The organism is Streptomyces sp. NPDC006332, from assembly GCF_040612855.1.
Classification (GTDB): Bacteria; Actinomycetota; Actinomycetes; order Streptomycetales; family Streptomycetaceae; genus Streptomyces.
In genome coordinates, this window is record NZ_JBEXRA010000067.1 from 14540 (window position 1) to 28186 (window position 13647).

Sequence of the window (13647 nt, forward strand, 5' to 3'; positions counted from 1 at the left end):
CTTAGGAGCGCCCGCTAGCTCATCCTCCCCAGCACCTCCCGCACCCGCCGGACGTCCCGGATGCGCTGCTCGTACGTCGCCCCGAGTGCGAGCAGCAGCAGGCCGGCGAGGGCGGGGGGTACCCAGCGGGGGAGCAGCCCGGTCATCTGCACGAGGTACGGGGCGAGTTCGTGCAGGGCGACCAGGGCGAGCACCGACCCGCCGAGCATGAGCGGTGCCCCGAGGCGGTGCCGGGCGCCCAGCAGGGTGACCAGCACCGCCGCCGTGCCGAGCAGCAGGGGGCGCGTCCAGGACGCGTCGCCCCAGGCCGCGACCAGGCTCGGGAGCAGGGTCGCGGCGAGTCCGGGGCCGTACGCGGTCCAGGACGAGGTCCGCGGGTCGCGGTGCCGGCGCAGCGCGCCCACGAGCAGCGCGGGGACGGTGACCGGGAGGGTGTACGCCTCGGGGGTCCCGACGTCCCAGGAGGTCAGGCGGACCCAGGTGGCGAGCACGAAGAGGGCGGTGGCCGCGTAGCCGAGGGCGCGACGGTCCGGGCGTACGGCCGTGCCCGCCGTGATCACCGCGCACAGGGCCAGGACCAGGGCGAGCAGGGGCGGTTCGGTGCGGGCGAGGGCCACGGCGAGCAGCCCTGCGGTGGCGCCGGTCGCGCAGGCCAGCGCGGCGGCGTACGCCACGGCGGTCGGCGTGGTGATGGGGGCGAGGCGCGGCTGACGGGAGGCGGCCGTGAACAGCGCGGTCAGGGCGGCCAGCACGACCAACGTCGCGGTCCGCGTGGCCAGGGCGAGGAAGGCGAGGTCGAGCGAGGCGACCAGGGCGAGGACCGTGGCGGCGATCTGGGCTGGCGCGAATCGCGCGCCGGGCGGCACCGGGGCGACCGTTGGCGCGGGGCCGTCCGGGTCCGTTGGCGGCGGCCCTTCGGGCGCGGTCGAGGGCGGGCCGCTCGCCGCCGGGTCCTGCCGGTTCGGTGTCGCCCGGGGCGTACGGCTCCCGCCGCGGCGAGGGTCGCGGGGATCGTGGCTCCGAGGACCGCCAGGCCGACCACGTAGGGAAGTGCGAGGACCGCCGGAAGGGTCGCGACCGTGGCCCAGAGCAACCCGGACGCGACGGTCAGGGCCCGTGGCCGCCACCTGGTGCCCCGAACCGCCAGGCCCAGCACGCCCGCCACGGCCACCAGGACCACCGGGACCGTCACCGCGTGCGGCGGCCAGGGCACGCCGGCGGTTGCCGAGGCCCGGGCGTCGGACGGAGCGCCGGTCCACACGTGCGCGACCCGGCCGACCGGGCCCAGCAGCGTGACGGTGAGGACGGGCAGCGTCCACAGCACGGCCAGTGCCTGTACGGCGCCGGAGGCCCAGGCGAGGCCGTGCCGCACCGCGTCCGGCAGCCGCCCGGGCCGCACCACGGCCAACAGGGCGATCCCGCACGCCAGATGGGCCGGCACCGTCCACGCCTGCGGCAGCGAGGGGCGCAGTACTCCGCCGAACGCGGCGACCACGAGCAGACCCGAGACGATGCTGAGGCCGACGGTCCGCTTCTCGCTCTTGCTCCACCAGGCGGCGCCCAGCGCGATCGCGGCCGCCAGGAGAAGGAGCGCCGCCGCACGGGCGACAGCGCTCGGACCGGTGGCCGTCCAGGACAGCCAACCGGCGGCCAGTACCCCACAGGCGCCCGTGCCGTACGCCCCGACGGCGGCGACGACCCGCACGGACCGGGTGCTCGTCCGCAGCGCCACAGCGGCGTTCGCCCCGGCCGTCACCAGCAGCGCGGCCGTGATCCCGTAGGGACCGGCGTCCGCGGCGATCGCCCAGAGCAGCAGCGGCAGCTGGGCCGCGGTCAGGGCGGCTGGAACGGGCAGCCGCAGCGCGGCGGTGATCGGTGGCAAACCGTACGTGGCCCACATGCCCGCCAGGACCGCCGATGCGGCCGCCGCGTACCCGGTGCCGTCGGTTCCCGCGAGGGCGGTTTCGTGCAGGGCGTAGGCGTCCAGCACCGTCAGCGCGAGCCCCAGACCCGCCACCGACTCGGCCGTGGAGCGCAACCCCCGCCGCAACAGCACCGCCGGTCCGGCGAGCGCCGCCACGGTGATCGCGCCCAGCACCAGGGCCCGCCCGGCGATCCCCAGATGCCCCCAGCTGACCAGCGTGAACACCATCGCGGCGATGGTGAGCAGGACACCGCCGAGCAGGAGAAGAAGGTTCTGCACGCCGGAGGCGGAGGTCTCCGGGCGGGGCGCGGGCGCGGCGACAGGCGTCTGCGCACGATGGGGCTGGGCCTGCGGCTGCCGCAGGGCGGCTACCAGCCAGGCGCGACGGGACAGCAACTGGGCCCGGCGGGCGTCCAGTTGCCACAGCTCGGCGTCGAGGAGGCGAAGCTCCTCGGCGGGCGGTGGGATGGGCGTCATGAGCCGAGTGTGTTCCGCGTCACGTCGCAGGGCATGAGTGTGCGTACTCAGTCCGTACTCAGATACGCCTCACCCATCCGCGTACCGGGCAGGATCCGCTCATGGACTGGACCCGTTATCGCTTCCGCAGCGAGTGGCCCCTGCCCGCCGATCCCGCCGTCGTGTACGAGGTGCTGGAGCGGGTCGAGGACTATCCCCGCTGGTGGCGCCAGGTGCGTGAGGTGAGGCGGATCGACGGGACCAGGGGAGTGGTCACGATCCGCTCCCTCCTGCCGTACGGCCTGACCTTCACCGCCCGTGAGGTGCGTCGCGATCCGGCGGCCGGGGTCCTGGAGATCGCCATGTCCGGCGACCTCGACGGCTGGGCCCGCTGGACGGTCAGCGCGGACGGCACGGGCAGCCTGGCCCGCTACGAGCAGCTGGTCGACGTCAACAAGCCGCTGCTCAGGCGGTTCGCCGTACCGGGGCGGCCGGTCTTCCGCGCGAATCACCGGCTGATGATGCGGGCCGGGCGGCGCGGCCTGGTCGGCTACCTGGGAACGGTTTGAAGGAAACCCGCGAGGACCTGTATTGTTCAGTGCGTTCCCGGGCGATTAGCTCAGTGGGAGAGCGCTTCGTTCACACCGAAGAGGTCACTGGTTCGAACCCAGTATCGCCCACCGGGAAAGGCCGGTCCGCCTCAGGCGGACCGGCCTTCTTCATGCCGCCGCCGGCAGATCCGGACGCAGCGGCCACGCCGGATCCACCGTCTCCTCGGTGCCGCTGCGGGCGAACCAGGCCTGCAGGCCCCGGGCCTGCGCCGCGTGCCACACCGCCTGGAGCGTGTGCAGTTCGGCCGCGCTCAGCCGCTCCAGCCGCGCCGCGAACCGGCGCCCGACGGCCCGTACGACCTCCAGCGCGGCCAGCGCGTCGGCGCCCGCGTCGTGCGCGCCCTCCAGTGAGACCTCGTAGTGCGCGCACAGGTCGGTCAGGGTGCGCCGGCCCTTGCGGTAGCGGTCCAGGTGCTTGTCGAGGACCCGGGGGTCGAGCACCAGCAGCGGCGACGACTCGAACCAGCGATCCAGGGACGACGCCCGGTGCCGGCGCAACTCCCGGTCCAGGATCGTCAGGTCGAACGGCGCGTTCATGACCACCAACGGGCGTCCCACCACGGCTTGTTCGGCGAGAGCGTCGGCTATCTCGTACATCACCGGCGCCGGCCAGCGCCCGTTGCGCTGCAGATGCTCCTGCGTCAGTCCGTGCACCTCCGTCGCCCCGGGCGGCACCGGGACGCCCGGGTTCACCAGCCACCGCCTCACCCGCGGCCGGGCGCCCGGCCCGTCCTGGACGACGACGGCGGCCGACACGATCCGGTCGGTCTCCACGTCCACGCCCGTGGTCTCCGTGTCGAAAGCGGCCAGGGGCCCTTCGTACCAGCAAGCCATAGCAACACAACCCCTCGTTCACCCACGGCAGCTGACGCCCCGTCGTCTGCCCCGTTTGGTGATACCCGGGCTGTTTGCGACGTACGCCGGAAGGACACAACAGGAATACGGGTCCTTGCAGTTCAGCGGCCCGGCGCGGAACTTCTTCGGCCCGGTGCGGGCATGTCACTTGTGCGGGAAGGCTGTTGGCCATGGCGATAGCGCAGCCCGAGCGGGGCGGGCTGCTGCCCGAACGGGCGGGACCCCATCGCGGCACCCTCGCCACCACGGCCTGCATGGAGACACTGCAGGTGGGTTACTTGCACGCGGTCTCGGCCGCGGCCGGCTGCTCGTTGTCCCAGCCGTTTCCGGACAACGGCATCGACTGGCACGTCAGTCACAGCGCCCCCGGACACACCGTCGACGACGAGGTCACCATCAAGGTGCAGCTCAAGGCCACGTACCAGATCCCGCCGAACCCTCCCGGCCGCGCCTTCTCGTTCACGCTCGACAACGCACACCTGCGCAAGCTCGCCCGTACCCCGGTCTCGGTGCACAAGATCCTCGTCGTGATGCTCGTCCCGAGATCCCAGGACGACTGGCTGCGCGCCAGTCACGACCGGCTCGACCTCAGACACTGCTGCTACTGGGTCAACCTCGCCGGACACCCCATCACCGGCCGGACCCGGACCACCGTGCGGATACCGACCTCGCGCATCTTCGACGACCGGGCGCTCTGCGAGATCATGACGCGCGTCGGGACGGGAGGCAGACCATGACGTACCGCCCGCCGGGAGAGCCCCTGCGGTCCGTACGACCCCGGCCCCTGAACCAGGGGGAACAGGGGGACCCAGGGGACCAGAGGGGGCAGGGCGCCCAGGGGGCCGTCGCCTGGAACCGTCCACCCGACCCCGCTGAGGTCGACCCCGCCGTCCTCAGCGCCCTGCTGCGGCGGCACGGCTGGCAGCGGCGCGGGGGAGCGGCCGGACGCTACGGCCGCTGGACCCCGCCCGGGCCGGGCGGCGGCGGGACGAGTCTGCTGGTGCCGGAGAGCCGGGCCTTCCCCGACAGCGACGACCTGCTCGGCGAGGCGCTGACCGCCCTGTCCCGCAGTGCGGCGCCCTCCGCGCGCGAGGTGCTGGTCTCCCTGGCCGTGCCGAGCGACGAGATCCGCTGGTGGCGCGACGCCCCGGCCGGCCCGGCAGGCGCCGTCCCCTGGATCGTCGAGGAACAGCTGCGTGCGGCCGCCCGCCAGATGCTGCTCGCCGGGGCGCTCGCCACCCGCGCGCGGGCGGGCTACTACGGCGCCCGGTACCGGCGCACCGCCGCCGCCTCCCTGGAGAACGTCCTCGTCGGCTCCACGTCCGAGGGCCGCCGGCTGACCGCGTTCGTGCCGGTCGGCACCGGCCGCCCGCTCGCCGTACGCCTGCACCACGCCCTGTACGCCGCCCGCGAGGCCATCGACTACCAGCGGGCCACCGGCGGCATGGACGCCTTCGACGGCGCGGTCCGGGCGGGCGTCAGCCGCGAGCTCACCGAGTCGCTGATCACCCTCGTGCGCGGTACGGAAGGCGCCCGCGTCGCCGTCGAGTGGGCACCGGCGGCCGGTGTCCCCGAGGGGTGCGCGGCACCCGTGGAGACCGTCGAGTTCTCGCCGGGGGACCTGCCCGTGCTGCGGGAGGCCGGCGCCCGCTACCTGCGCGAGGAGCCCTCGGTGCCGGTGCGGATCACCGGAGCGGTGGTCCGGATGCGCAGGTCGGGCCCGCGTGGCGAGGGAACGGTACGACTGCGGGTGATCGCGGGCGTGGAGGTCCCGCACGTCCGGCTGACGCTGGACGAGGAGTCGTACCGGATCGCCGGGCACGCTCACCTCGTCGGGATGCCGGTCCGGGTGCTCGGGCGGTTGGAGAGCCGGGGCGGGTTCCGGCGGCTCACCGACGCGTCCGAGGTCGTACCGGTGCAGGTGGACGAGGCCGAACGGGACCGGCTGATGAAGTCGCTGCAGGAGACCGCCGAGATCACCGCCTTCTTCGAGGAGGCCTGCGGCGGGGACTGACTTCGCTAAGGGCGGGCCCGGGTCGGTACGATCGCCTCTTGCGCGTGTCTCGGTACGGCACCCGCATCCGCCTTCAGTCAGGAGAGACCGGTGTCAGACGTCCGTGTGATCATCCAACGCGATTCCGAGCGGGACGAACGCGTGGTGACGACGGGCACTACGGCCGCCGAGCTCTTCGCCGGCGAGCGCTCGGTCATCGCCGCGCGGGTCGGCGGCGAGCTCAAGGACCTGGCGTACGCGCCCGCCGAGGGCGAGGTCGTGGAGCCCGTGGAGATCTCCTCCGAGGACGGCCTGAACATCCTGCGCCACTCCACCGCGCACGTGATGGCACAGGCCGTGCAGGAGCTCTTCCCCGAGGCCAAGCTGGGCATCGGCCCGCCGGTCAAGGACGGCTTCTACTACGACTTCGACGTCGAGAAGCCCTTCACGCCCGAGGACCTCAAGGCCGTCGAGAAGAAGATGCAGGAGATCCAGAAGCGGGGCCAGAAGTTCGCCCGCCGGGTGGTCACCGACGAGGCCGCCCGCGAGGAGCTCGCGGACGAGCCGTACAAGCTGGAGCTGATCGGCCTCAAGGGCTCCGCCTCCACGGACGACGGCGCCGATGTCGAGGTCGGCGCCGGTGAGCTGACGATCTACGACAACCTGGACGCCAAGACCGGCGACCTGTGCTGGAAGGACCTCTGCCGCGGTCCGCACCTGCCGTCGACCCGCAACATCCCGGCGTTCAAGCTGATGCGCAACGCGGCCGCCTACTGGCGCGGCAGCGAGAAGAACCCGATGCTCCAGCGCATCTACGGCACCGCCTGGCCGACCAAGGACGAGCTGAAGGCCCACCTCGACTTCCTCGCCGAGGCCGAGAAGCGCGACCACCGCAAGCTGGGCTCCGAACTCGACCTGTTCTCCATCCCGGAGCAGATCGGTTCCGGCCTCGCGGTCTTCCACCCCAAGGGCGGCATCGTCCGCCGGGTCATGGAGGACTACTCGCGCCGCCGCCACGAGGAGGAGGGCTACGAGTTCGTCTACACCCCGCACGCGACGAAGGGGAAGCTCTTCGAGACGTCCGGGCACCTCGACTGGTACGCCGACGGCATGTACCCGCCCATGCAGCTCGACGAGGGCGTGGACTACTACCTGAAGCCCATGAACTGCCCGATGCACAACCTGATCTTCGACGCGCGTGGCCGCTCCTACCGTGAACTGCCGCTGCGCCTCTTCGAGTTCGGGACCGTGTACCGCTACGAGAAGTCGGGCGTCGTGCACGGCCTGACCCGGGCCCGCGGCTTCACCCAGGACGACGCGCACATCTACTGCACCCGCGAGCAGATGTCCGAGGAGCTCGACAAGACGCTCACCTTCGTCCTCGGCCTGCTGCGGGACTACGGTCTGACCGACTTCTACCTGGAGCTGTCGACCAAGGACCCGGAGAAGTTCGTCGGCTCGGACGAGGTCTGGGAAGAGGCCACGGAAACGCTGCGTGAGGTCGCCGAGAAGCAGGGCCTGCCCCTGGTCCCCGACCCGGGCGGCGCCGCCTTCTACGGCCCGAAGATCTCCGTCCAGACCAAGGACGCCATCGGCCGCACCTGGCAGATGTCGACGATCCAGCTCGACTTCAACCTGCCCGAGCGCTTCGAGCTGGAGTACACCTCGCCCGACGGCTCCAAGCAGCGTCCGGTCATGATCCACCGGGCTCTGTTCGGCTCCATCGAGCGGTTCTTCGCGGTGCTCCTGGAGCACTACGCGGGCGCCTTCCCGGCGTGGCTGGCCCCGGTCCAGGCGGTCGGCATCCCGATCGGGGACGCGCACGTGGAGTACCTGGAGAAGTTCGCGGCCGCGGCCAAGAAGCAGGGCCTGCGGGTCGAGGTCGACTCCTCGTCCGACCGTATGCAGAAGAAGATCCGCAACGCCCAGAAGCAGAAGGTGCCCTTCATGGTCATCGCGGGCGACGAGGACATGTCGAACGGCTCGGTGTCCTTCCGCTACCGCGACGGCTCGCAGGAGAACGGCATCCCCTTCGACGAGGCCATCGCGAAGATCGCGAAGATCGTCGAGGAGCGGGTGCAGGTCTGACCCGCACCTGCCGTGGGGCCCCTGGGACGTCAGCGTCCCGGGGGCCCCGCGTCGTCCCCGGCACGTGCGAACCGCTGCATCAGATACGACGAGAACGAACCCGTCACCGCACCCAGCAGGGCGAGGCCGCAGCCCATCAGCAGCGTCGCGATCAGCCGCCCGATCGCCGTCACCGGGACGGCGTCGCCGTAGCCCACGGTCGACAGTGTGGCGACCGCCCACCACAGCGCGTCACCGAACGTGCGGATCGACGCCCCCGGGGCGGCGTGCTCGTAGTGGTACACGGCGAGGGCGGCGGACAGCCCGAGCAAGGTGGACGACAGGCCCGCGTAGAGCATGACCCGTGCCTGAAGGGTCAGCCGGGGCTCCCCCTGGCGGCGGCCCTGCATGGCGTCGTAGGCCCGCGCGACACGCACCGGCCGCAGCAGGGGCAGCACGACGACCAGCGAGTCCAGCCAGTGCCGGTGCACAAAACCCGGCCCCTCGCCGCTCAGCCGCCAGCGCACCAGGTAGTCCACGATGAACAGCGCCCAGGAACCGTACAGGACCGCCAGAGCCAGATCGAGGACGACCTCGGGCAGCCCCGCTCCCAGAACCCGCACCCCGTACGAGCCGAGAAAGAGCAGCGAGGCAACCCCGAGCGGAATCCCCGCCCGCCGTTCCCAGCGGGCCGTCCGGTTGTCGTCGTCCATCGGCCCAGCTTGGCCGGGACGCCGTTCCCGTAACCCCGACGACACGCCGTGAACGGGCGAAGCAATATGCTGCATTGCATGACGAGTGAGCCGGAGCAGCAGTGGGGCGTGGGGACCCAGGACGCCTTTCAGCGTCTGTGGACGCCCCATCGGATGGCATACATCCAGGGCGAGAACAAGCCGACCGGCCCGGGTGCCGACGACGGCTGCCCCTTCTGCTCGATCCCGGCCAAGTCCGACGAGGACGGACTGGTCGTCCGGCGCGGTGAGCAGGTCTACGCCGTGCTCAATCTGTACCCGTACAACGGCGGCCACCTGATGGTCGTGCCCTACCGTCATGTCGCCGACTACACGGACCTCACGGACCTGGAGACGGCCGAGCTGGCCGCGCTGACCAAGCAGGCGATGACCGCTCTGCGGACCGCTTCCGGCGCCCACGGCTTCAACATCGGCATGAACCAGGGGACCGTGGCCGGTGCCGGTATCGCCGCCCATCTCCACCAGCACATCGTCCCGCGGTGGGGCGGCGACACGAACTTCATGCCGGTGGTCGGCCACACCAGGGTGCTGCCGCAGCTGCTGGCGGACACTCGGAAGATGCTGGCGGAGGCCTGGCCGACGGCCTGACCCCGAGGACGGACGAGTGAGGGGCCGCTCCCGGCTTTTCGGGAGCGGCCCCTCGTGTCTGTGTCCGTGCCGGCGTGCCTAGGCGTCGTACAGGTCCGCCTTGCGCGGTGACGCGTCCTGGACCGCCGTACTCAGGAACGCCGACCGGGTGCCGAACTGCTCCGTGTCCACGCCGTTCTCGGTCAGGACCCGGATCGCCGCCGAGTGCACCACCCTCAGCACCGGCGTCGCCGCCCGCAGCGCGTCGTCAGCCATGAAGCGGTGCCGCCACGGCTTGTCCGCCCAGGCGTGCCGCAGTCCGAAGGGCTCGGGCAGGGCCAGGCTGCCGCCGAGCCAGTTGAGCAGCGGCGGATACCAGGTCAGCGGTGCCCGGGCCGTCAGCCGGACCACCTCGTCCGCGTCGACCAGCGGAAGCTGCACCTTCCGGGTCTCCCAGAACTTCACCGACTTCTGGACTTCCTTCTCCTTGGCGGCCGGCTTCGAGGTGAACAGCCCGTGCACCGGCCCCAGCGCGTGCCCGGTCACCTCGATGCGCAGGGTCTCGTGCAGCACCGTCACCGTGATCAGCATGGTGATGACCAGCTGACCTTCCCACAGCGTCCACTGCACGCCCAGGTAGTGCCGGTCGCCCGCGCCGAACTGCTGCTTGTTGCAGATGTCCTGGATGGCGTGCGACTTGACCTGGTACGCCTCCACGTCCGTGCCCCCGGGCCGGGACACCTCCTTCGCGTTCTCCGCGATGGGGGTGACGACCCAGTGCCGTATCGACGGCTTCGGGAAACCGCCGGTGTTCAGCGGGCCGCGCTCCAGCATCCGCAGCTGGTCGTGAATCGAGCGTATGACGTCCCAGCTGCGGAAGGGGTGGATCTCACGGGTGGGATCGGCGGCCACCAGGTCCTCGGCGAGCTGCCAGCTGCCCCACCGGGTGCCCATGCCGAGTATCCCCTTGGGCCCGGCGTAGAACACGGAGTTGGACTGCTGCTCCGCGCTCAAGTGGGCGAGGGACTGGCGCAGTTGCTCGGCGGCGGTCTCACGCGGGCCGGTCGGTACCGCCTCCGGCACCTTCGCCCCGACGCTGCTGCCGGACAGCAGGCTGTCCCAGCGCCCCCGCAGGTCCTTCGCCGTGCGCTCGCAGATCTGCTTGGCCCAGAACCAGCCGACCACCGGCAGGACCACCGCAGCGCGCGCGTACCAGCCCCAGAAGCCCGTGAACGGCATCTTGACCAGGAAGAGCACGGCGAGGGCGGCCACCGCCACGAGCAGCGCGGTGGCCAGCGCGCCGGCCCTGCCCTCCTGTTTCGCGATGGTGGTACGGATCTGGAAGACCAGCAGCCAGACCAACAGACCGGGCAGGAACAGCAGCCCGCACAGCACCATGACGATGGTGAGCAGGTTGTCCCGGTCCCGGCGGATGTTGTTCGCCGCGAGGCAGTGCTCGACCACGACCTGCGGCTCGGCGCCGAAGGACTGGATGAGCGGCTTGCGGCCCGCGCCGAGCATGCGGGCGACCACGGCGGTGGAGAACGCCTCGCCCAGGTTGGGGCGCAGGATCTTCGCCCACTTGCGGCCGCCGTTGACGGCCGATTGGTGCCACTCGTTGTTGGCCTTGAGGATCTCCTCCACCGGACTGTCCCGATAGGCCGCCGACGCCAACGCGAACGTCGACGTCTGGCCTCCGTCGCCCGTGCGCGGCACCTGCGGACCGAAGATGTCCGCGTAACCGCCGTCAACGGTCATTCCCGCCCCCGATCGCCGCCGCTCCCTGCACCTGCGGCCTTCCCGACTTCCGTGCTCCGCACACCTGTTGATCAGGTCATCAGCGTATCCGCAGGTGCCGACATTCGGTGGGCAAGGGCCCATATCCGTCAGCGGACGGCCGAAGCCGCCCGCCTACACGGAAGGGAACGTTCCACAAAAGGCCCGGTCCCTCGCCGACTACGAGGCGCTGCCCACCTCTTCACGGATCCTCTCGGCGATCTGCGCGGGCATCGGCTCGTGCCGCGCGTACGTACGGCTGAACCGGGCCGTGCCGTGGGACAGGGAGCGCAGATCGACCGCGTACCGGCCGATCTCGATCTCCGGCACCTCGGCCCTGACCAAGGTCCGTCCCCCGCTGGTCTGTTCGGTGCCGAGCACCCGGCCGCGCCGCCCCGACAGGTCACTCATCACCGCGCCCACGTAGTCGTCGCCGACCAGCACGCTCACCTCGGCGACCGGTTCCAGCAGATGGATTGTCGCGTCGGCCGCGGCCTCCCGCAGGGCCAGCGCGCCCGCCGTCTGGAACGCGGCGTCGGAGGAGTCCACGGAGTGCGCCTTGCCGTCCAGCAGGGTGACCCGGACGTCGATGAGCGGGTGGGACGCCGCGACTCCCTTGGCGGCCTGGGCCCTGATGCCCTTCTCCACGGACGGGATGAACTGGCGCGGCACCGCCCCGCCGACCACCTTGTCCACGAACTCGATGCCGGAACCGCCCGGCAGCGGTTCCACCTCGATCTCGCAGATCGCGAACTGACCGTGCCCGCCGGACTGCTTGACGTGCCTGCCGCGCCCCGCCGACCTGCCCGCGAACGTCTCCCGCAGCGAGACCTTGTGCGGGACGACGTCGACCTGGACGCCGTAGCGGGTGCGCAGCCGCTCCAGCGCGACATCGGCGTGCGCCTCTCCCAGGCACCACAGCACCACCTGGTGGGTGTCCTGGTTGTGTTCCAACCGCATGGTCGGGTCCTCGGCGACCAGCCGGGACAGGCCCTGCGAGAGCTTGTCCTCGTCCGCCTTGCTGTGCGCCTGGATGGCGAGCGGCAGCAGCGGGTCCGGCATCTCCCAGGGCTCCATGAGCAGCGGATCGTCCTTGGCGGAGAGGGTGTCCCCGGTCTCCGCGCGGCTCAGCTTCGCCACGCACGCGAGATCACCCGCGATGCAGTGGGTCAGCGCCCGCTGCTGTTTCCCGAACGGTGCGGACAGGGCGCCGATCCGCTCGTCGACGTCGTGGTCCTCGTGCCCGCGGTCGGCGAGTCCGTGTCCGGAGACATGGACCGTCTCGTCCGGACGCAGCGTGCCCGAGAAGACCCGCACCAGCGAGACCCGGCCGACGTAGGGGTCGGACGAGGTCTTCACGACCTCCGCGACCAGCGGCCCGTCCGGATCGCACAGCTTCAGCTCGCGCGGCTCGCCGTCCACCGTGGTGACCCGGGGGGCCTGCCGCTCCAGCGGCGTCGGGAAGCCGCCGGTGATCAGTTCCAGCAGCTCGACGGTGCCGAGGCCCGCCCGGGCGCCCTCGGCCGCGGGGGCGGCGGCCAGGACCGGGAAGAAGACGCCGCGTGCGACGGCCCGCTCCAGGTCCTCGATCAGCGTCCCGACCTCGACCTGCTCGCCGCCGAGGTAGCGGTCCATGAGGGTCTCGTCCTCGCTCTCCGAGATGATCCCCTCGATCAGCCGGTTGCGGGCCTCCTCGATCAGCGGCAGCTGCCCTTCGACCGGCTCGGACGCCTCGCGCTCCCCGGAGGCGTAGTCGAACAGCTTCTGCGACAGCAGCCCGATCAGCCCGGTCACCGGCGCGTGCCCGTCCGGGGTCTGCGGGCCGCGCAGCGGCAGGTACAGCGGCAGTACGGCGTCGGGGTCGTCGCCGCCGAAGGCCTGCGCGCAGATCCGGGTCATCTCCTCGAAGTCCGCCCGGGCCGACTCCAGATGCGTGACCACGATCGCCCGCGGCATCCCGACGGCCGCGCACTCGTCCCACACCATGCGGGTGGAGCCGTCCACCCCGTCCGAGGCGGAGACGACGAAAAGGGCCGCGTCCGCCGCTCGCAGACCGGCCCTGAGTTCCCCGACGAAGTCGGCGTATCCGGGTGTGTCGAGGAGGTTGATCTTGTATCCGCCCCATTCGACGGGTACCAGGGAGAGCTGCACCGAGCGCTGCTGCCGATGCTCGATCTCGTCGTAGTCGGAGACGGTGCCGCCGTCCTCCACACGGCCCGCCCGGTTCACCGCTCCCGCTGTCAGCGCGAGAGCCTCCACCAATGTCGTCTTGCCCGAACCGGAGTGGCCGACCAGCACCACATTCCGTACGGACGCGGGTTGGTCGGCCGCTGTCGCCCTGCCGGCGGCTCCGGAGTGTGCGTTCGCCTTGTCGCCCATGGCCTTGCCTCCCGTGCACGGTGAGGTCACTGTGGGCGCGGACACGCGGGATCCTCCCCCAGACTCCGTCCGGGGGCACCCCCAGCGGTGGCGGCTCCGGCGACGCCCGCGGTGTCCTTCGAGCTTTCCACTCCCGTCACGGTGCGTCCATACGGCGGACCGATCGCGCGGGGGCGTGCGGCGCGCGGGCGGGCGGGGAGTCGTGGGGGACCGGACCGCATCCAGGACGGGGCCGGTTTGATCCCACCGTGCCCCGCTGCCGGCCTC

General features: G+C 71.8%; 9 protein-coding genes, 1 tRNA gene and 1 pseudogene. 6 read left to right on the forward strand and 5 right to left on the reverse strand.

Features of this window, described 5'->3' with window-relative positions; translation table 11 throughout:
- Positions 1-14 precede the first annotated feature (14 nt).
- Positions 15-2401: pseudogene (locus ABZ027_RS37775) on the reverse strand (hypothetical protein).
- A 101-nt stretch (positions 2402-2502) separates the two neighbouring features.
- Between ABZ027_RS37775 and ABZ027_RS37780 the strand changes: the two are divergent.
- Together ABZ027_RS37780 and ABZ027_RS37785 are read left to right on the forward strand one after the other, a co-directional pair.
- Positions 2503-2949, forward strand: a complete 447-nt coding sequence (locus ABZ027_RS37780; protein WP_356776593.1) for an SRPBCC family protein — start codon at positions 2503-2505, stop codon at positions 2947-2949.
- Between the two features lie 39 nt (positions 2950-2988).
- Positions 2989-3060 (forward strand) — tRNA-Val (locus ABZ027_RS37785).
- 39 nt (positions 3061-3099) lie between these two features.
- On the opposite strand, the gene ABZ027_RS37790 is transcribed toward ABZ027_RS37785, so the two are convergent.
- Positions 3100-3825, reverse strand: coding sequence for a 3'-5' exonuclease (locus ABZ027_RS37790; RefSeq protein ID WP_356776595.1), 726 nt, complete (start codon positions 3823-3825; stop codon positions 3100-3102).
- Between the two features lie 191 nt (positions 3826-4016).
- Between ABZ027_RS37790 and ABZ027_RS37795 the strand changes: the two genes are divergently transcribed.
- The 3 genes from ABZ027_RS37795 to thrS all read left to right on the forward strand — a co-directional run bounded on the left by ABZ027_RS37795 (position 4017) and on the right by thrS (position 7927).
- Positions 4017-4583, forward strand: a complete 567-nt coding sequence (locus tag ABZ027_RS37795) for a DUF4365 domain-containing protein (protein ID WP_356776597.1) — start codon at positions 4017-4019, stop codon at positions 4581-4583.
- Entirely contained in the window at positions 4580-5860 is a 1281-nt protein-coding gene (locus tag ABZ027_RS37800; RefSeq protein ID WP_356776599.1) for a hypothetical protein, read from the forward strand. Before ABZ027_RS37795 ends, ABZ027_RS37800 begins: the two co-directional genes overlap by 4 nt.
- A 90-nt stretch (positions 5861-5950) precedes the next feature.
- Complete coding sequence (thrS, locus tag ABZ027_RS37805; RefSeq protein ID WP_356776601.1) at positions 5951-7927, forward strand: threonine--tRNA ligase; 1977 nt, start codon at positions 5951-5953, stop codon at positions 7925-7927.
- Between the two features lie 29 nt (positions 7928-7956).
- Here thrS and ABZ027_RS37810 read toward each other — a convergent pair whose 3' ends face one another.
- Positions 7957-8619 (reverse strand): ion channel, encoded by a 663-nt coding sequence (locus ABZ027_RS37810; protein WP_356776603.1) that lies wholly within the window; start codon positions 8617-8619, stop codon positions 7957-7959.
- Positions 8620-8685: 66 nt separating this feature from the next.
- Between ABZ027_RS37810 and ABZ027_RS37815 the strand changes: the two genes are divergently transcribed.
- A complete protein-coding gene (locus ABZ027_RS37815; RefSeq protein ID WP_356776605.1) occupies positions 8686-9246 on the forward strand; it encodes an HIT domain-containing protein in 561 nt (186 codons plus the stop codon).
- A gap of 78 nt (positions 9247-9324) precedes the next feature.
- On the opposite strand, the gene ABZ027_RS37820 is transcribed toward ABZ027_RS37815, so the two are convergent.
- Entirely contained in the window at positions 9325-10983 is a 1659-nt protein-coding gene (locus tag ABZ027_RS37820; protein WP_356776607.1) for a hypothetical protein, read from the reverse strand.
- Positions 10984-11181: 198 nt separating this feature from the next.
- The gene (locus ABZ027_RS37825) at positions 11182-13380 is read right to left on the reverse strand and encodes an elongation factor G-like protein EF-G2 (RefSeq protein WP_356776639.1); all 2199 of its coding nucleotides are present in this window, start codon (positions 13378-13380) and stop codon (positions 11182-11184) included.
- Between the last annotated feature and the right edge of the window lie 267 nt (positions 13381-13647).

What these genes read in the sequence shown, in the direction of transcription:
- ABZ027_RS37825 (WP_356776639.1), bottom strand. Translation starts at nt 13,380, where the DNA reads ATGGGCGACAAGGCGAACGCACACTCCGGAGCCGCCGGCAGGGCGACA.
- ABZ027_RS37780 (WP_356776593.1), top strand. Translation starts at nt 2,503, where the DNA reads ATGGACTGGACCCGTTATCGCTTCCGCAGCGAGTGGCCCCTGCCCGCC.
- ABZ027_RS37795 (WP_356776597.1), top strand. Translation starts at nt 4,017, where the DNA reads ATGGCGATAGCGCAGCCCGAGCGGGGCGGGCTGCTGCCCGAACGGGCG.
- ABZ027_RS37810 (WP_356776603.1), bottom strand. Translation starts at nt 8,619, where the DNA reads ATGGACGACGACAACCGGACGGCCCGCTGGGAACGGCGGGCGGGGATT.
- ABZ027_RS37800 (WP_356776599.1), top strand. Translation starts at nt 4,580, where the DNA reads ATGACGTACCGCCCGCCGGGAGAGCCCCTGCGGTCCGTACGACCCCGG.
- ABZ027_RS37820 (WP_356776607.1), bottom strand. Translation starts at nt 10,983, where the DNA reads ATGACCGTTGACGGCGGTTACGCGGACATCTTCGGTCCGCAGGTGCCG.
- ABZ027_RS37815 (WP_356776605.1), top strand. Translation starts at nt 8,686, where the DNA reads ATGCTGCATTGCATGACGAGTGAGCCGGAGCAGCAGTGGGGCGTGGGG.
- ABZ027_RS37790 (WP_356776595.1), bottom strand. Translation starts at nt 3,825, where the DNA reads ATGGCTTGCTGGTACGAAGGGCCCCTGGCCGCTTTCGACACGGAGACC.